The sequence below is a fragment of the Paenibacillus sp. 102 genome, from assembly GCF_039549175.1.
In the GTDB taxonomy this organism is placed as follows: domain Bacteria; phylum Bacillota; class Bacilli; order Bacillales; family Bacillaceae_G; genus Bacillus_A.
Genome location: NZ_JBCGHT010000004.1, coordinates 18234 through 36326 on the forward strand (window position 1 = coordinate 18234; position 18093 = coordinate 36326).

16 protein-coding genes and 1 pseudogene are annotated in these 18093 nt (G+C 34.1%); 6 read left to right on the forward strand and 11 right to left on the reverse strand.

Annotated elements, in window-relative coordinates; translation table 11 throughout:
- Positions 1-175: 175 nt before the first annotated feature.
- From AAIE21_RS12185 to lsrF, 4 genes are read left to right on the forward strand one after another with little or no spacing between them, the layout of a single operon-like run.
- Entirely contained in the window at positions 176-1126 is a 951-nt protein-coding gene (locus tag AAIE21_RS12185) for a sugar-binding transcriptional regulator (protein WP_343267025.1), read from the forward strand.
- Positions 1126-2688, forward strand: coding sequence for an autoinducer-2 kinase (gene lsrK, locus AAIE21_RS12190; RefSeq protein ID WP_343267026.1), 1563 nt, complete (start codon positions 1126-1128; stop codon positions 2686-2688). Before AAIE21_RS12185 ends, lsrK begins: the two co-directional genes overlap by 1 nt.
- 25 nt (positions 2689-2713) lie before the next feature.
- Positions 2714-3076, forward strand: a complete 363-nt coding sequence (locus tag AAIE21_RS12195) for a cupin domain-containing protein (protein ID WP_343267027.1) — start codon at positions 2714-2716, stop codon at positions 3074-3076.
- 6 nt (positions 3077-3082) lie between these two features.
- Complete coding sequence (lsrF, locus tag AAIE21_RS12200; protein ID WP_343267028.1) at positions 3083-3865, forward strand: 3-hydroxy-5-phosphonooxypentane-2,4-dione thiolase; 783 nt, start codon at positions 3083-3085, stop codon at positions 3863-3865.
- Positions 3866-4388: 523 nt separating this feature from the next.
- Here the strand turns inward: lsrF and AAIE21_RS12205 are convergent.
- The 3 genes from AAIE21_RS12205 to bla form a co-directional block, all read right to left on the reverse strand.
- On the reverse strand, positions 4389-4622 hold the full coding sequence (locus AAIE21_RS12205; protein ID WP_343267029.1) for a hypothetical protein: 234 nt from the start codon (positions 4620-4622) through the stop codon (positions 4389-4391).
- A 635-nt stretch (positions 4623-5257) separates the two neighbouring features.
- Positions 5258-7390, reverse strand: a complete 2133-nt coding sequence (locus AAIE21_RS12210; RefSeq protein ID WP_343267030.1) for a peptidoglycan D,D-transpeptidase FtsI family protein — start codon at positions 7388-7390, stop codon at positions 5258-5260.
- A gap of 385 nt (positions 7391-7775) precedes the next feature.
- Positions 7776-8564, reverse strand: coding sequence for a subclass B1 metallo-beta-lactamase (gene bla / locus AAIE21_RS12215; protein ID WP_343267031.1), 789 nt, complete (start codon positions 8562-8564; stop codon positions 7776-7778).
- Positions 8565-8708: 144 nt separating this feature from the next.
- Here bla and AAIE21_RS12220 point away from each other — a divergent pair, with 144 nt between their 5' ends.
- Positions 8709-10466: a peptidoglycan D,D-transpeptidase FtsI family protein gene (locus AAIE21_RS12220; RefSeq protein ID WP_343267032.1), complete on the forward strand. Its 1758-nt coding sequence runs from the start codon at positions 8709-8711 to the stop codon at positions 10464-10466.
- Positions 10467-10499: 33 nt separating this feature from the next.
- Here the strand turns inward: AAIE21_RS12220 and AAIE21_RS12225 are convergent, their stop codons facing one another.
- The 5 genes and pseudogenes from AAIE21_RS12225 to AAIE21_RS12245 form a co-directional block, all read right to left on the reverse strand.
- The gene (locus tag AAIE21_RS12225) at positions 10500-11327 is read right to left on the reverse strand and encodes an SH3 domain-containing protein (RefSeq protein ID WP_343267033.1); all 828 of its coding nucleotides are present in this window, start codon (positions 11325-11327) and stop codon (positions 10500-10502) included.
- The gene (locus AAIE21_RS12230; protein WP_343267034.1) at positions 11324-11845 is read right to left on the reverse strand and encodes an RNA polymerase sigma factor; all 522 of its coding nucleotides are present in this window, start codon (positions 11843-11845) and stop codon (positions 11324-11326) included. The genes AAIE21_RS12225 and AAIE21_RS12230 overlap by 4 nt, the downstream gene beginning before the upstream one ends.
- 571 nt (positions 11846-12416) lie before the next feature.
- Positions 12417-12743, reverse strand: a complete 327-nt coding sequence (locus AAIE21_RS12235) for an antibiotic biosynthesis monooxygenase family protein (protein WP_343267035.1) — start codon at positions 12741-12743, stop codon at positions 12417-12419.
- A gap of 82 nt (positions 12744-12825) precedes the next feature.
- Positions 12826-14043: pseudogene (locus AAIE21_RS12240) on the reverse strand (MFS transporter).
- A 96-nt stretch (positions 14044-14139) separates the two neighbouring features.
- Positions 14140-15183 carry an ArsR/SmtB family transcription factor gene (locus AAIE21_RS12245; protein WP_343267036.1) on the reverse strand — a complete coding sequence of 348 codons (1044 nt, stop codon included), beginning with the start codon at positions 15181-15183 and terminating at the stop codon, positions 14140-14142.
- 162 nt (positions 15184-15345) lie between these two features.
- Here AAIE21_RS12245 and AAIE21_RS12250 point away from each other — a divergent pair, with 162 nt between their 5' ends.
- Complete coding sequence (locus AAIE21_RS12250; RefSeq protein ID WP_343267037.1) at positions 15346-15990, forward strand: alpha/beta hydrolase; 645 nt, start codon at positions 15346-15348, stop codon at positions 15988-15990.
- Positions 15991-16255: 265 nt separating this feature from the next.
- On the opposite strand, the gene AAIE21_RS12255 is transcribed toward AAIE21_RS12250, so the two are convergent.
- The 3 genes from AAIE21_RS12255 to AAIE21_RS12265 form a co-directional block, all read right to left on the reverse strand.
- Positions 16256-16816, reverse strand: a complete 561-nt coding sequence (locus AAIE21_RS12255) for a class I SAM-dependent methyltransferase (RefSeq protein WP_343267038.1) — start codon at positions 16814-16816, stop codon at positions 16256-16258.
- Positions 16817-16960: 144 nt separating this feature from the next.
- A complete protein-coding gene (locus tag AAIE21_RS12260; protein WP_343267039.1) occupies positions 16961-17545 on the reverse strand; it encodes a kinase in 585 nt (194 codons plus the stop codon).
- Positions 17536-18087, reverse strand: coding sequence for a GNAT family N-acetyltransferase (locus tag AAIE21_RS12265; RefSeq protein WP_343267040.1), 552 nt, complete (start codon positions 18085-18087; stop codon positions 17536-17538). Before AAIE21_RS12265 ends, AAIE21_RS12260 begins: the two co-directional genes overlap by 10 nt.
- Between the last annotated feature and the right edge of the window lie 6 nt (positions 18088-18093).

The window sequence follows — 18093 nt, forward strand, 5'->3', positions numbered from 1 at the left end:
TGTCACCCTCCTTTATGGGGAACAATTTTTGAGAAAATGATTTTTTGTTCTACTTGTTTTGTAGCATTGTATCTCTCTTTTTTCATATCTAGAACAAATTTTTCTTGAACACAATTACTACTTCTATCGGTATAAACAAAAAAATAAACACATATGTTTAAGCATCGGTCAATTGTTGAAAGGGATGAAGAGAATGTCACAGCTGAATTTTGAAGAAAATTTGTTAACAAAAGTAGCCTGGTATTACTATAAAGATCATTTAACGCAGCAAGAGATCGCTTCATTGCTTCATATTTCACGAAATAAAGTCGTACGGTTATTAGATAAAGCTCGAGGTGAAGGCATTGTTACATTTCATGTAAAAGGTACCGGGTTACATTGTTTGAGTATTGAACGTGAACTCATTCGGACGTTTCATTTAAAAGACGCTTTCATTATCCCTACACCAATGAAGAATCCCACTTCTTCTTTAGGAAGAGCTGCCGCACAGTATTTAGAAACTCATCTACAACAAGGAGATTTACTTGGGATTGGCTGGGGAGAAACAATATCAAAAATGCTAGAAAACATTCATTTTGAACCATCTATGCAACTTTCAATTATTACCCTTACAGGCGGTGTAAATCACTATCTTCCTAGAAAACAAAATTATTTAAATCACATGCAAGGAGAACTGCATATCATTCCTACTCCATTTTTAGCATCTACGGATGAAATGGCGCAAAGTATCCTTTCAGAACCGTCCGTTAAAGATATGCTGCATGTCGCTTCGCTTGCCCATACAGCAGTAGTCGGTATTGGTGGTTTATCTCAAGATGCAACGATTTTAAAAGAAGATAAAATAACGCTTCGCGAAATGACCTATATACGTAGTCAAAATGGTGCCGGAGATATTCTCGGACAATTTTATAATGCATATGGAGAATTACTTGAGCTCCCTCACCATGCTCGACTAATCGGTACACCTCTTTCCATTCTTCAAAAAATGAAACATGTAGTTGGTGTAGCTGGCGGCGAAGAAAAATTAGATGCCATTTATGGAGCTGTAAAAGGAAAATTCATTCATACCTTAATTACCGATGAAGAAACCGCCCTCTCTCTATTAAGAAAGGAAGGTGAATCATAATGTCTTCTCTATTAGCTTACGACGCAGGTACTGGTAGTATTAGGGCTGTCCTTTTCGATTTACAAGGAAATCAGCTTGCGGTGAGTCAAAAAGAGTGGGTTCATAAATCAGACCCTCGCTATCCTAATTCTATGAATTTTGATGTGGTAGAGAATTGGAAACTCGTTCAAGAGTGTACGAGAGATGTACTCAAAAAAAGCAACATATCCCCTTCTTCTATTAAAGGAATTAGTGCCACAAGTATGCGGGAAGGTTTTGTTTTATACGATAAAGAGGGCCGTGAAATATGGGCATGTGCAAATGTTGATGGTCGTGCTTCTCATGAAGTAAGTGAGTTAAAACAAATCCGCCCCCTTCTTGAGGAAGATTTATATGCAAAATCAGGGCAAACCTTTGCGTTAGGGGCTTTGCCTAGATTGCTTTGGATCAAAAAGCATCAACCTGGTATATACGATAAAATCCATTCTTTTACAATGTTAAATGATTGGATTCTTTATAAATTGAGTGGTGTACTGCAAATAGATCCTTCCAATGGATGTACATCTGGTATTTTTGATTTACAAAATAGAACTTGGGAAAATTCAATCGCTGAACAATGCCGGCTCTCTTTATCATTTTCTCCAGCTGTAAATGAAGCCGGTACTGTCATTGGTAGTGTCATAAAACAAAGTTCAGAGTTAACAGGATTACATACAGGGACACCGGTAGTTGCTGGTGGCGGTGATGCCCAGATGGCTTCCCTCGGCTCGGGAGTCGTAAAGCCTGACCAAACCTTTATTTGTGGGGGAAGCTTTTGGCAACAAGAAGTAAATATAACAAATCCAAAAACGGATCCAAATGCTCGTATTCGTGTGAATTGCCACGTGATTCCAAAACTTTGGCAATATGAAACGATCGCGTTCTTCCCTGGCCTCGTTATGCGATGGTTTCGAGATGCTTTTTGCCAAGAAGAAAAAGAACTTGCTACTAAACTAGGTGTAGACGCTTATGAATTATTAGAGGAACAAGCAAAGCATGTACCAGTCGGATCATACGGTATTATGACGATTTTTTCAAATGTTATGAATTATATTTCTTGGCGTCATGCTGCCCCTTCCTTTATCAATTTAAGTTTAGATGCTGATAAATGCGGGAAGAAAGAATTGTTCCGTGCAATTGAAGAAAATGCTGCATTTGTAACACTTGGTAATTTAAAGTTAATAGAATCATTAACCGGAAAATTCCCTTCTGAAGTGATATTTGCAGGCGGCGCTGCAAAAGGCAAACTATGGTCGCAAATCGTTGCGGATGTTCTCGGAATTCCTGTCAAAGTACCAGTTGTCAAAGAAGCAGCTGCTTTAGGAACAGCAATCGCTGCTGGAATTGGCGCTAGAATATATGACTCTATGGAAGCAATCTCTCAGAAATTTGTAAAGTGGGAAAGCACATATGAACCGAATGCTGAGCATCACAAACTATATCAACAATTTTATCAAACATGGAAATCTGTTTATGAAAAACAACTCCCACTAGCAGACGAAGGATTCACATCACATATGTGGATCGCACCAGGTGCACTGTAATCCATTACATAAAGGAGTGAACAATATGCTCAAAGTAAATGAAGAGGATTTCTCCTATCGCTTTGGTAACCATGGTCCTAAATATTTATTGAAAGGCCCTAATATTGACCTTGGTATTGTAGTGATTCAACCTGGTCAGGAATTTCAAAATCATTATCATACAACATGTGAAGAAATTTTTTATGCGTTAGAAGGCGAAATTGATTTCTACATTAATAATGAAAGAGTTCCTGTAAAACAAGGTGACGTCTTACAAGTTCGTCCTCACGAATCCCACTACCTTATTAACCATTCAGATCAAATCTTTAAAGCTGTTTTTATTAAATCACCACATTTACAAGAAAAAGATACTGTACAAACAGAAAATCCAAATTTATCGAAGGAGTGATTCACAATGACTTGGGGATTTCAAAATCGATTAAACACAATATTACCTGATGGAAAGGCTGTTATGTTGGCAATTGATCACGGTTACTTTTTAGGACCGATTCATGGATTAGAGCAACCATTAGAAACAGTGAAAAATTTACTTCCCTATACAGATTCTCTCTTTTTAACAAGGGGCGTACTCAATTCCTGTATTCCTGAAGACTGTAAAACACCGATGGTAATGCGTGTTTCAGGCGGAGCAACTGTAGTCGGTAAAGATTTAGCAAACGAAACAATTGTTACACCAATTAAAGAAGCGTTGCGACAAAACGTGGTCGGAGTTGGTGTATCTGTTTTTGTCGGTTCGGAATATGAAACACAAACTGTTACGAATCTAGCTAATGTTGTTTCTGAAGCACATGACTACGGCTTACCTGTGCTCGGTATTACAGCCGTAGCAAAGGAATTGCAAAAACGAGAAGTTCGCTTTTTAGCACTTGCATCGCGCGTATGTGTGGAGATGGGTGCTGATATTATTAAAACGTATTACTGCGAAGGCTTTGAAAAAATTACGAGCACATGCCCTGCCTCAGTTGTCATTGCAGGTGGACCAAAATTAGACTCAATCGAAGACGCTTTAACAATTACATATCAAGCATTGCAAGAAGGCGCGATTGGAGTTGATATGGGCCGAAATATTTGGCAGTCAGAACATCCAGCGGCAATGATTCAAGCAATACATGGTATTGTTAAAAATGGATTAAATGTAAAAGAAGCGCTAGAATTATATGAAGATGTGAAGAATTAAAACGAAACTAGTAAAAAATACTCCTTTATAAAAAGATGACAGACTAAATAGTAATATTTAAGTCTGTCATCTTTTTGTTAAACAAAGTTTCACCATTTTCAAATGATCAAGACTTAAAATGTAAACAGTCATAAGTAATAAGGGGTAATACAAGTTCAACAACTGCACCCGATACGTAAAGTACAATACTTCCTAAAATTCTTCCAAGGTATATCTCTCAGTTTAAAAAAGAATTAGCAGGTAGACACTATTGTAGTATACATTTGATTTCAGGCTAACTTTCAAATAAATTCAAGGTAAGTTTCAGTAGTTTTAATATCGTTTTTATATACCATCTAGAATTATCAATTTATAGACATGCAAATAGGATATTTTTTTGTTCGTTGAGTTTGTTTGTTTTGTTAGCCCTTAAATCGAATTTTAACTACATTCTTTCTATTTAATAGCCATTATGAATAAAGAATTCAGAAAATCCAGGAACAAAAAAAGAGTGCTTGTCTTCAAAGCGCTCTTTCAAAGAGATTTACCAATTTCGACAATCATCGCAATCACGATCATGTCTACGTCTACAACGACAATCATTACAATCGTGATCATGTTTACGTCTACAACAACAATCATTACAATCGTGATCATGTTTACGTCTACAACAACAATCATCACAATCTCTATGTCTTCGTCTACATCTTCCAAACATTAAATCATCCCAAAATCTATCACAATCGCGAAAATGGTTGAAATGACAATTACATCTCATAAATATGATTACCTCCTTTTATCAACAGGATTCATCATATTCTATGCTTAAAAATAAAAAACAGCTTGTTTACTAGTCTATACTTTTTGCATTCTACAATCATAAATTTTATATATGTTTCAAATGCTTGTTCTGAAGTTTCGCCTTTATCGCATCCTACCAATACAAATGTGAAACAAAAGAAAAGTAGTATCTATAATTTTTTTCAATTCAAACTTCTCCTTTAAATAAATCAAAATAGCTTAAATAATTCTTATAATCCGTTTTACATGAGTAACTTGCTATAAATAGTGTACATCCGCTCGTTTTCTACTGATTAATATGAACCTGAGATTTAATAATGTTTTATATCTAGGTAACAAAGTTATTACTCAAAAAATGTGAAATAACAACTATACTAGCTGCTATTCCACAAAATTGCTTTCATTTTTTTATTCAAAAAGCCTCTTATATAAAATGAAACTTTAATAAGCGCATACCAGCCAGGTGTTTAACGGGCTATTGATCTCCACCTAACTTCTTTACTTTCGCCGAATTTTGAGGTGAGAGTCTTACTACCCGCTAATAACGGGATAAACAAAATAACTTGGATCCTAGTAAACATTACCTTCCCTACAGAGAACTAAATTTCACTATTACTGATTAGAATTCACTATATTAGTAGTTTCACCATTCATACGTTGCTTTTTCAAATCAAAGTATATATCTAATATATCCTTTCCAATTAATGAATTAATGCCACTTTTATCATTATGAACCCAAGGGACTACTACAGAAAATGCTATTTCTGGATTATCATATGGAGCATATCCAACTAATGTTAAATTGTAACACTCAATACGTTCTCCCTTCTCATTCCTTCCAATTTTATTATCTCCTCCATATACTGTCTGAGCTGTTCCTGTTTTCCCAGCTGGTTTATACGGAGCCTTTTGGAAATATTTTACACCAGTTCCATCGCCTTCTTGAAATACCCATCTAAAGCCTTCTTTTACTCGATCAATATACTCCGATTTCACTTCCACTCGATTTAACACAACAGGTTCTATAGATTGTACAACTTTCCCAATTTCTTCTTTTTTACTTGTTTGTTCTCGAATCTCTTGGACAATTTGAGGTTGCATTCGGTATCCATCATTTGCAATGGTTGAAATATATTGTGCCAATTGCAGTGGTGTATACGTATCATACTGTCCAATAGAAAAATCTAATAAAAATCCAGGTTGGCTATCTTTCTGCCTCGTTTGTCCAGTTATTTCATTCGGTAAATTAATTCCTGTTGGGACACCTAAACCAAATTGTTTAAAATAATAACGCATTGTGTCAAATGCTGCTTGTTTAATATCCAATGAGCTATTTGGTACATAATTCACTCCAGCTATTTGTAACGCGGTATGAAACATGTATACATTTGATGATACTTGTAAAGCCCTTAAATCATTAATATTTCCAAATCCAGATACATTCCATGATTTTTTAACTCTCGTACCTTTAAACTTCATAGGTGTGTCATAAAATTGAGTCCCTGGTTGTATAGCTCCGGTTTCGTATCCAGTTAATAAAGTAGCACCTTTTACAGCTGATCCTAACTCATAAGAGGTTACCATGTTGCCTAATGCAAAATCTTCTACTTCTGCTTTCCCATCTTTTTCTACCAATCTCTTACCAGCCATAGATAATAGTTGTCCGGTTTTCGGATCCATCATGACAACAAAAGCACGATCCATTAATGGTTCAGAACTCTTAAAAGCTTTTAAATTTTTTTCTATACTTTCTTCTACTTTTTTTTGTAACTCCATATCAATTGTTAAAGTTAAATTGTTACCACTTTTCCCTTTAGAGACTGTTTCCGTTTGAATAACATTTCCTGCTTTATCAATTTTATTTTTAACTTCTTCTTTTGTTCCATGTAATACATCTTCATATCGTTGTTCAATATAACTTTTCCCCACGCGATCGTTCCGATTATATCCACGGACCAAATAAGAATCTAAATGTTCTTTTGGCAATCCTTCTTCAGCACTTGTTATATTCCCTAATACCGAACGAAATAAATCACCATTTACATAGTTTCGTTCCCAATCAACTGTCGCATCTATTCCTGGAAATTTTGCTAAATTTTCGCTTATCCTGGTATACTCTTGCTCTGTCACGTCTTTTTTAATAATTTGTGGTGTCATTTGATAACCAGAACTCATTTTACTTTTAATAACTAACACTTTTAAGTCTTGTGGCGTGAGCTCTGCTAATTCTTCTTCTGTAATACGCTTTCGTCTTAACTCTTCGATTCTCTTGTCTAACTCTTTCCCTTCTATACCCTTTTCTCTAAATTTTTCCTCTTCTTGCTTCGTGATCTTTGCTTTGGCACGCTTTTTATTTAATTGCATCCAAAAATCTTTTTTATCTACTTCAGTTAATTTATTTATTTCTTCTTCTGATATTTCAAGTATATTTGCAATATCTTCTGCAGTTTTTAAAATGTCTTCAGAGCTTATTCCCTTCAATCTTGTATACGTAATCGTACGAAGTGCTCTATTATCAACAACTGGTTTCCCTTCTCGATCATAGATTTTCCCACGTGGAACTGGTATACTCGTTGTTGCGTTTTCATTTTTTTCCACTTGATTTTTATAAGTCTCTCCGTCAACAATTTGTACTTTTCCTAGCTGAAAAATGATAGCCGAAAATAGTATAAATACGCACAAAAATAGGATGTTTAACCGGATAGATATCGATGTCTTCTGCTTCTTTCCTGTTTGCTTTTTCATATATCCTCCATATTTTGTTTTAATGAATTTCGTTCAGATTACAGTTTTATATGCAAATTTGCTCATACGTTACCCACTCTTTATACAAAAAAACTAAAAGGTAGCGCTTCACTCAATTAATGAAATACAGATGGAATCGTTCCTCTATTTACATAAAGTGAAACTTCCATCAGTGGGGTCTTTCTTCATCTCTCACTAATGGTTAGCCCTCACCTATCTTCCTCATTTTTCTCTGACTCTTAAAGCGGGGGCTTACTACCCGTTAATGCGCGACAAAGAATAAGAGAAACTGCATTCAAACATAAACAGTTCCCCTTATTTTTTATCAATATATCTAAAACAGGAGTTAGAGCGTTCCTCTATATTATGTGACCGTCATATCATATTAACTTTCGTTATTTTTTAATAAATTCAATGTATGAGTAAATAAACGACTATCTCCGGGATCTCCATGCCCTGGTACAACAATGTTTATATTGTTATATTTCTTCTCCACTTTTTTTATAGCTTTTGACCAATTAGATACATATGAACCTGGAGTTTGTACAATCTCTTGTGTATCTAATGATTTTATTAAACATCCTCCAAATAGGATTTTATACTTTGGTAACCACACTGCAATGTTATCTTGTGTATGTCCTTTTCCTGGATAAAATGTTTCCACATTTATATCACCAAATCGCATATTATCTCGTTTCTTCAAATCACCAAGAGGCTTATCAAAACCTTGTTTCTCTGCTAAATCAGCAGTTAAAGCCGTACTGTGTACCTTGACACCTTTTTTAATCAGTGTTTTAATTCCTCCTATACGATCGTCATGAGCATGTGTCACAATTGCCTCTGTAACCTCTTTTGTAGGAAATTGCTTTTTTAGTATTTGAAGCAGTTGATCTGTAAGAGCATCGTTCCAAGGTGTATCAATTAGTACTAGTCCTTTAGACGTCTCAAGAATTAAACCATTTGCAGGAATACGTGTTCCATTTACGACTCCAATGCTTGTATGCATCCATACCTTTGGATGCAACTGTGAAATGGATACATCTTTCTCTTGATCTATATTTTTTATTTGCTCTATTTTTTCTGCAGCCTGTGCTGAAAATATCGAACTAGCAAATTGGCTAAACCCCAATATACTTGCACATAAACCTACTTTTAATATCATTTTCTTTTTCATTATTATTGCTCCTTTCTTAGCAGCTTCTTTCTCTAAAAGTGCTATTACATTTAATAGACAATCCACATGATAAATTTGTTCCCACATTTACAAAAAAAATAATAAATTTTAATATAGAATAGAATCTGGGTAAGGGAGGATTTTATGTTACATAAAAAATCGAAGAGGTGGATAATTTTAGCGATCTTTTTCATTTTAGGAGTTGTTTTAACGTTTTTATTCAAAACGAGTTTTATTTCGTTTACTATCACAACTTCTTCAGTTGAAAGAGGAAAAATTATTGACCAAAATGGAGTCATACTAGCTACAAATAAAAAAATAAAGTCTTTATATTATGTCTATAATAATGGTTGTCCAACCAATCAAGAAGTAGCGAAGGTATCAAGTTTTCTAAATCAGTTTTCATCCAAGTTTAACCATAAAATTTCAGTAGATGACATACATTCACAATTACAAAAATCTTGTAAACATCATGATAAAAATGAAATACGATTACATGCAAACTTAAATGATAAAGAGTTCACGTTTATAAACGAAAGTAATTTCCAAAATGTAATAGTAAAAAACAAGTTGATACGTGTTTATCCACATCATGAAATTGCTTCACAAGTAATTGGATATGTTGACTATGAAAAAAACAACTCGAATTCTAATTATGTTCCTGTTGGAAAAAACGGAATTGAACTTCAATATGAAAACGAGTTAAAAGGGAAACCTGGAAAAACACTCACTTTTAAAATAAAAAGTAAACAGTTCTTATGGAACATACAAAATCCTCAAAGAGGAAAAGATATTCAGCTAGCACTAGACTATAAACTTCAGCAAAAAACAGAAGAAGCACTAAGGTCCCAAATTCAGAAAACCCCTGATGCTACTGCTGGTTATGCTGTCGTGATAGATGTTAAAACAGGAAAAATATTAACTATGGCTAACTCGCCAGTTTTTGATCCAAATATGTTCAATACACCTTTATCATCGTCTGAAAAAGAAAATGTCAAGTTACTTGCTCAAAATAAAACAATCCAAAAATTAAAGCATGGTGATTCCTATGTAAATATGGCATCAACTATAAAACCGCTTACTATATTAATCGGGTTAAACGAAAAGCTTTTTCAGCCTGAAGATACGTATTTAGATAAAGGTCGTTTTCAGTATAATAATCAAAATAACATCACCAATGCTGCTGGAACTCCAACTGGTGAAATTACACCGAGTCAAGCTATCATTAATTCATCAAATACATTTATGACAGCAAAAGTAGCAATTCCATTATTCAATAAAAATAATGGGAATTTAGAAAAAGTAGCAACCTTGTGGACAAACTATTTAAAACAATTCGGCCTTCGCTCCAAAACAGGGATTGATTTACCCTTTGAAGAAGAAGGACAATATAAGTTGCATGCATCTAGTAAGTTTGAGAGTGGAATTTCTGCTTTATTGAATGCTTCTTGGGGCGCAAATGAAGTGCACACTCCTCTCCAACTTGCTCATTATGCAGCTACTCTTGCAAATAAAGGAGACAAATACAAACCTCAAATCGTACATGCTATCATGGAAAACGGCGATAAAAGAACGAAAGAATTTAAACCCATTTTAGAAAGTTCTAATCATTATCCTTCAAGTTCTTGGAATGTCTTACAAAGTGGAATGAGTCAAAATATACAAGAAATTAAAAACTTGCCCTTTGACGTTTCTGGTAAAACAGGGATAACAGGTTCGCCAAACGAACAAGAAAAAGTTATCAATCATTCTCTATTTATTTCATATGCTCCTACTAAAAATCCGCAAATTGCTATTTCTGTCATTATTCCTGGTGGTAATTCTGAAACAAATAGTGCAGCCCTTGTTGCAGCGGAAATTTTAAAGGCTTGGAATACTCTCCAAAAAGAGAATAAAAAGTAAAGAGAAAGGTTCAATAAAGTGAACCTTTCTCTTTTACCATATAGAATCTATACTCTTTATTTTCCACATACCATCATTTTGTTTTTCAAAAATGAAAGAATACTGGATATCTATTGAAACATGATCTTCTTTTACATAGCCAGTATAACCATTCATTGTAGTTATTTTTATATATCCATCATTCTTCACCTTCTCCGGAATCCATGCTTTTACAGTTTCGTTGGATACCCGGTATAAAACGTGTGAATCATGTTTTGGTTGAGTTAAAATTTTTGTTTCTTCACCAACAACAGTAGCATATAAAAAGCGTTCCTGCTTCTTTTGGTTACTTTCTGCCAACCCACTAGGTATTTTATATACTGTTTTCGTATCATTCACAAATTCTCCTCCCATTGCAAGAGCTACTTGTAAATCATGAAAAATACTATCATCAAACTTCCATTCATTTTTACTATACTGTTTTCCCTTAAAAACAAATTCTTCATCCAGTACTCTATATAAATCGTTCTTATTTTTTAAGCTCGTGTTTTGATTTAATTCATCCATAAATTGTTTTAGCGATTGATCTTGATTCGATTCATCTTTCATCTTCACTTCAATTTGAGTGCTACTTTGCACTGGTGGTTCATTTTTGCCCGGCCAGAATTGTTGAAAGTTAAACAGCACAGCCGTAAAAATTAAAACAACTGCAGCAGTGAATACCTTTATACGAAACGGTCGTCTAATTTTCGGACCATCTTCCTCCCTATTTTGGTATATAGATTGTTTTATTTTATAAATAAATTCCTCTTCGTCTTGAGGCTGTTTCATAGGCCCACTTTTTAATTCTTTATACCAATCCGGCTTTCTATCATTGTTCATAATTCATCCTCCGCTAATATTTTTGAAACCCGTGCACGAGCGCGATGTAACCTTGATTTCACAGTTCCAATAGACACGCCTAATGTTTCAGCAATTTCATCATAGGATAATTCATATTTTGCATCTAATATTAATACCTCACGATGTTTTTGTGGCAATTTTAATACACTGTCCCAAACTTCATTCATAGTTTCTTTTTCCAAAAATTGTTTTTCTGCTGACGGATATTCCTTATCATTTCGAAAAAAACTTACTAAAGAAATCCGCTTAAAATAGGAGGACTTCAAATAATTGAAAGCTGTATTTCTTGTAATTTTTAATAACCACGTTTTAACAGAAGACTCATTTCGAAATGAATTCCATTTTTTAAATACTTTTATAAACACCTCTTGCGTTATATCATCTGATAAATGGGTATCTTTTGTAATAATAAATGAATAATTCCATACATCTTGCCAATGTTCTCTTATCACACAATCAATTTCATCATGGTTGCAATTTTCAATAACCTTATCCATCTCAACACCTCAAGCTTATTTGCATAAGCATAAACACCTTTCCTCATGTTTTATAACTGACTCCATTATATAGACAAGATAAAAGTTTCTTTTGTTCCATTTTCTATTAAAAATCATACTTAAGAGTTCTGTCATCAAAATTCCAAGGTACTTGTATGCAATCTTTTAACATTTGACATACGAATTGCTTCTCTTTTTCAAGTGCTCATATATCCAATTACTTGTATAGAATTTACCATTACCGTGCAACAGGTTGTATCATATGGAGATATGTACATTCACCCTATATATGGATAAAATTATCATTTCATGTTTATTTTGCTTAACGTAGCTTTTCAAAAATACCGGCGATACTTATAATCACCAGCAAGTTAAGATTGAATCTCTAAAGGACTTTCATGTTGTTTATCTGTTTCATATTATTTGTGTTTGTTTAAACATTTACACGTACCATAAAATAAAAAAGTACACCACTACATATCGTGTGATGTACTCTTTTCATATATTATAGATAAGACATCGATATTAGAAAACTTTATGACACTTCCATGTCTTTTATTTCCTTTTTTGATTAAGACTGCTGATACGCAAATTTCGATGACTTCACATAATAAACCGCATGCTCTACTTGAATAATATGATCCGGCTTCGGCTTCCCGCGGCTTGCTCTATGTCCTGCTAAGTGCTCTTCACTTGTTTCCCAGTTTTTCCATGCTTCTTCTGATTCCCAGCGAATCATTACAACAACTTCTTCGTCCCCTCTTCTCACCTTTTTAACAAGAACGCTTAAGTCGATAAATCCTTCAAATTTTTCAATGATTCCTTCTCCAGTAAAATGTTGAACAACAAGATCCGAAGTACCTTCTTTTACTGTAAATGTTTTTGTTTCGATAAACATAAATCCCACTCCCTTTGTATGTAAATATTTCTAGTATTCTTTTATTATAATTGATTATGATAATTATTTTCAATTAAAATGTTTAAGCGGATTTTTTTCGAATCGATTCATCGAGAAATCTAAAGTATGGCAGCATGATTCCAGCCAAAGATGTCACACATATAATTGATCCTATACAAATATACAGCGCCCTTACTCCCCATAACTCACTCAATACTCCTCCAACTAAAACACCTAGTGGCATCGCACCTCTTATTAAAAATAATCGTACTGAAAATACTTTTCCCATCATATCATTTGGCACTGTTTGCTGGCATATGGTCGTGTTATGAACATTAAAAAACGCCATACTTATGCCCGCTACAACTTAGATAATGACTGCTAAAGAGATACTGTGATTGAAGCCTAGTGAAATATAAGTGAACCCTCCTATTAACAACGCCCCAAGCATAAGAAGACGCCGACTTTGGTACTGCACTTTCCCAACAAGCATAGAACCAATTACATATCCAAGGGGAAAGCCTGCCATGAAATATCCATAATCAGCATAACTTGCCGATAGTTCATCTATTATATATGGAAGATTTATAACCATCGTTACACCGACTCCAAATTGAACAAATGTAAGAAAAACACCTAACCAAACGATAGTAGGTTGTTTGAAATAATAGGTGAACCCTTCAATAGATTGTTTTAACCAACTTTTACGAACTTCTTGAGTCACTCTATGCTCCTGTATAAATAGCAGTAAAGTACCACTTATAAATAGAAATAAACAGACGAAAAATAAAGTTAGCTTTACTCCTATAAACTCAACAACAATTCCCCCTAATACAGGGGCCAAAAACATCATAAGACGAACCATTCCATCAATATACGCATTCGCTGTTTGCAATTCTTCCTTAGATACAATTGTCGGTGTAATTGCTTGATTGGCTGGTACATAAAGGGGCGTGATAAGCCCAACTATGATTTGTACAACAAAAATATGCCACACTTCTATACTTCCAGCGGTCGCCATTAATAGAGGCAGTAAAAAAGCGAGTCCACGTACCCACTGAGATATAATCATAATCCACTTTCGGCTCCACATATCAATAAAAGGACCGATAACAAGTTGCAAGAGAAGTGATGGAATAAAGTAAAGAAGCCACATACTTCCTAAAGCCATTTTCGAACCTGTTAATTGATAAATAAGAATGGAATTACATAGCGTACCGAATGCACCGCCTAATTCTGAAATTGCACTTCCAATCCACATAAAGAAAAACGATCGATTTCTTAACATACTTTTCTCCATTTCGCACCAACTTTTCTTTTTAGTTCTCCTCCTATTGTGCATATTCTATAAAGATAAAATGTTTTTACCTTTTGATGTACAAATACAATTTCATACTTAACGATTTAAATAGAATTCCAATTCTTTCGATATAGTCTCCACTGCTTTCTTTTTCAAAACATACTTTGCATCTTGAATATCAACTAACTTCGCTGATCTTAAAATTTTCAAATGATGGTGAATAGTTGATTTTCCAAGGTTTAATTGTTCCGTTATCTCCTGCAATGTACGATCTTTTTCAAACAATAATTTTACGATACGTAACCTTGCTTCATCGCCAAGCGCCTTATGTTTATGAACTAAAAAATAACTCGGCTCATATGGATCTTCTGGATGTATGCTTTCATTAGCGATTGGATAATGAAATATTTTTGTATCTTCTATATCCGCTTCAATGTTCCAAGGGCGGTACGTATATTGCGGGATCAGCAAAACATGATGTACACTTGGCTCTGGAAAATATGTAACACCACCTGTTGCCCATTCAACAAACTCTTCTGGCTGCATCTTTTCACTCATTTCACGTTTCATGCCATGGTCTTGTTTTAGTATGCGTGATAGCTTTTCTGCTTCAGGTTCAATAACAGCTTCATACCAGCCTGTCATAACAGCGATAAGGTGTTCTTTAAGTAACTGTATATCCACTTCACAAATAAAATCGATGTAAGTAGGAAAAAATGGATTACTACTTGTAATTTCTTGTAATGCTTGAACTGCCTCCCTCTCGCTATTTGCTGCATGCTTTCTCTTTTCTTCATATTTATAGCCGACAAATGGAATGCATATATACTTTAATGCAGATTCTGACAACGAATTGATATACTGAGTAAACTCATATAAATCTTGAAAATCTGCTTGATATAGTAGTTGCAGCAGCGCTTTCCACGTATTATGTTTCTCTACGAAATGTAAATGCTCTAACATTTCCACTGATAATGATTGTCTAATCTTCTCCCACTCACCTTGAGATCTGTCTAACGTATCAATCAACCTTGTATTCGTAATCGCCGCAATTCCGAGAGCACATTCGAAAAGTATCGAATACTTTACTTGCACGTCATATGTTTCTCTTTTTCTACTTGTTACATGTAAAACTTCCATTGTATCCCTCCTTATTTTGTTAAGTATTGAATTCTATAAATATCGAATTTAACCTTCTATGATTTTAGAATATTTAAAATAAATCGATAAAACAAAATTACATTATCAATTTATAGACATAATTCATGTTATAATATTTTAAAAGTTTCGGAGGGGAACATGATGAAGGGAACTAAAAAGGAGATACAAACAAACGACAAATTGATTCGTTATACACATATAGAAATGGGTTTCAAAACGATTTGCTTTATGTTTTCAGGTTCCGGTTATAATTACGATAAACCTTTATTTTATTATTCAACGATGTTAATGCTCCAAAACAAAATCGATGTTGTCCATATTCATTACTCCTACGATAAACAAATGATGGAAAAACCGATTGATGAAATAACAAAAATAATGATGGGTGATATTCATCCTGTGATTGTAGATGTTTTAAACAATGGGCAATACAACAATTCGATTTTTTTAGGAAAATCACTCGGAACAATTCCAATTGCGAATAACTTAATGAAGAGAGAGGAATTCTTAAAGTCAAAAATGATTTTATTTACCCCTCTCATACATTTCGATTCGATTTTTGACTCAATCTTGAATAGTCATCATGAAGGGCTTTTAATTATCGGGGATAAAGACCATTATTACAATGCAAATCAACTTGACCAATTAATTAAATCAACTGTAACGATTGATGTGATCCAAAATGCAAACCATTCCTTAAATGTTGGTGAATTCGAAACAGCCAATTCAATTTTAGCTTTATCAAGGGTAATGGAAAAACTCCAAGAAACCGTTAGGAATTTCTAAAATACATATAAAAAAGGATAGTAATTGTGTCATAGCCATCCAGTAGAAAAATAAACTATCTGCCCCAATTCAGCATAGGGAACAGGTAGTTTATTTTTTCACTTCGATCTACGAAGCTATAATGAAGCGAACTAAAAGTATTACGTTGATTATTGAGAAGGTTGGCTCGTTCATAAAAATAAAAAAGGTATAAATCATACGACAAAGAAAGCCACATTTGCGACTCATGAACTTATAGAACTAACGCATGCGTTAGTTGAATTACTTACCGTTTAATCGCATCAACAATTAGCGATGGAAAACCAAGTTTATCTCCTTGATTTCTAGAATCATACCTTTTTGAACGGAAAATAACACCATCGTTCGCATCCCATTCGTTGTAATAAAATTGCCCATTTTCATCACAATATTCAAGTAAAACTACTTCAAATCCAGCAGTTTCAAACATTTTAGTTAATGTTTTATAATTATGAACTATTTTATGGCTTGCAGCTGGATGGTCTTTAGGTCCAGGTCCGCCTACTTTAACTATATTTTGGTAGGTTTCATCTGGGAAAAATGCATCAGGGACACCACAACGAATATGACCTGATGGTTTTAAAAATTCATAACAAATTTCAGCTGCTTTTACACCTTCTTCAAAAGTAAGATGTTCCCATACATGCTCAGCTAAAATAGCTGAAATGGAATTATATTCAAATCTTTCTTCCCAGGTAGTTTCAACTAATAAGTTAAGTTCATCTTCTTGAGTTTGAATCCAACCTGGATTATTGTTAAATGCTCCAGCTCCAACTACTACTTTAATTTCGTTTTGTTTTATTACCATCACTTTCACCTCATAAGAACTTTAATTCATTTCCCATAACAATAAACAATTCGATATATACAAATTAAATAGCATTACTAGGATGACAATGTGCTAATTCTCGTTTTGGGGTATTTCTTATCTCTAGGTTGATGGGCATGTACTCTATCCATTTATAATCAGATCAGCCTTCTGTTTCGGTCTTTCCGTTTTTAAATAAAAATCCTCCGCTTTCCAATACCTCTGCTCAAACTTCGGACGATTCTTTCGCGTTTCTTCACTTTCACGCAGAAATCTTTGTTCCCTTGTGCAATCTAAATACACCGTATAATCAAAGTATTCTCGCCATTCTGTACGTTGAAGAAACACTCCTTCAATTACAATCACACAAGGATTCGGTATGATTACCTCTCTCATTTCACATATATCCGTTTGATGATTATAGAACGGTAGATGTAGCTGGTTTTCCATCTTTAATTTTTGAAACAACTGCTTTTGTAACCATTCCACATCCCATTGCAATTGATAGTACTCATACCATTCTTCATATGTAGTATGATAGCGTTTATCGCTCTCTACAATATGATCATCCATATGGAAAGTATGAAGCGAAATACCATTTTGTTTCAATTCGCCCTCTAGCTGCTTCACAAATGTTGTTTTCCCTGAACGACTCAAACCATCTATTCCTAAAACAAGCCGATCACTCGTGTTTTTAGTAATTATTTTTGTTAATTCATTTACACACATTCTTTTTGCCACTCTTCTCTTAGTAATGAATAGATCACTGTATCATGAGCTACACCATTTTGAATCATATATTTTCGAAGTAATCCTTCCTCTTGAAATCCAGCCCTTTTCAATAACCGATGTGAAGCTTCATTTTCTGTATAAACAACTGCTGCGATTCTTATGAGTTGCATCGTTTCAAATCCATATGTAAGAATTGCTTGCAGTGCCTCAGATGCATAACCTTTCCCCCAATATGTATCATCTAATTCATACCCAATTTCGGCTCTCTTATGATTTTGATTCATTAAATGAAATCCACATGTACCGATTAATTGATTTGTTCCTTTTAATTCAATTCCCCAGCGAATGACATTTCCTTCTTCATATCTTTTTCTAAAAGTTTGAATCGTATTTTTCACCTGTTCCATATTTTGAAAAGACTCCATACCAAAATAACGGATAACAGATTCCTTTTCAAAATAATGAAACATTGTTTCAGCGTCTAATAGTGTTAATTCTCGTAATTTTAAACGCTCTGTTTCTAAAATTGGAAACCCCATTCTCTT

Excerpts from the sequence above, each read along its gene's own strand:
- lsrK (WP_343267026.1), top strand. The coding sequence starts at position 1,126 with ATGTCTTCTCTATTAGCTTACGACGCAGGTACTGGTAGTATTAGGGCT.
- AAIE21_RS12195 (WP_343267027.1), top strand. The coding sequence starts at position 2,714 with ATGCTCAAAGTAAATGAAGAGGATTTCTCCTATCGCTTTGGTAACCAT.
- lsrF (WP_343267028.1), top strand. The coding sequence starts at position 3,083 with ATGACTTGGGGATTTCAAAATCGATTAAACACAATATTACCTGATGGA.
- AAIE21_RS12205 (WP_343267029.1), bottom strand. The coding sequence starts at position 4,622 with ATGAGATGTAATTGTCATTTCAACCATTTTCGCGATTGTGATAGATTT.
- AAIE21_RS12210 (WP_343267030.1), bottom strand. The coding sequence starts at position 7,390 with ATGAAAAAGCAAACAGGAAAGAAGCAGAAGACATCGATATCTATCCGG.
- bla (WP_343267031.1), bottom strand. The coding sequence starts at position 8,564 with ATGAAAAAGAAAATGATATTAAAAGTAGGTTTATGTGCAAGTATATTG.
- AAIE21_RS12220 (WP_343267032.1), top strand. The coding sequence starts at position 8,709 with ATGTTACATAAAAAATCGAAGAGGTGGATAATTTTAGCGATCTTTTTC.
- AAIE21_RS12225 (WP_343267033.1), bottom strand. The coding sequence starts at position 11,327 with ATGAACAATGATAGAAAGCCGGATTGGTATAAAGAATTAAAAAGTGGG.
- AAIE21_RS12230 (WP_343267034.1), bottom strand. The coding sequence starts at position 11,845 with ATGGATAAGGTTATTGAAAATTGCAACCATGATGAAATTGATTGTGTG.
- AAIE21_RS12235 (WP_343267035.1), bottom strand. The coding sequence starts at position 12,743 with ATGTTTATCGAAACAAAAACATTTACAGTAAAAGAAGGTACTTCGGAT.
- AAIE21_RS12245 (WP_343267036.1), bottom strand. The coding sequence starts at position 15,183 with ATGGAAGTTTTACATGTAACAAGTAGAAAAAGAGAAACATATGACGTG.
- AAIE21_RS12250 (WP_343267037.1), top strand. The coding sequence starts at position 15,346 with ATGAAGGGAACTAAAAAGGAGATACAAACAAACGACAAATTGATTCGT.
- AAIE21_RS12255 (WP_343267038.1), bottom strand. The coding sequence starts at position 16,816 with ATGGTAATAAAACAAAACGAAATTAAAGTAGTAGTTGGAGCTGGAGCA.
- AAIE21_RS12260 (WP_343267039.1), bottom strand. The coding sequence starts at position 17,545 with ATGTGTGTAAATGAATTAACAAAAATAATTACTAAAAACACGAGTGAT.
- AAIE21_RS12265 (WP_343267040.1), bottom strand. The coding sequence starts at position 18,087 with ATGGGGTTTCCAATTTTAGAAACAGAGCGTTTAAAATTACGAGAATTA.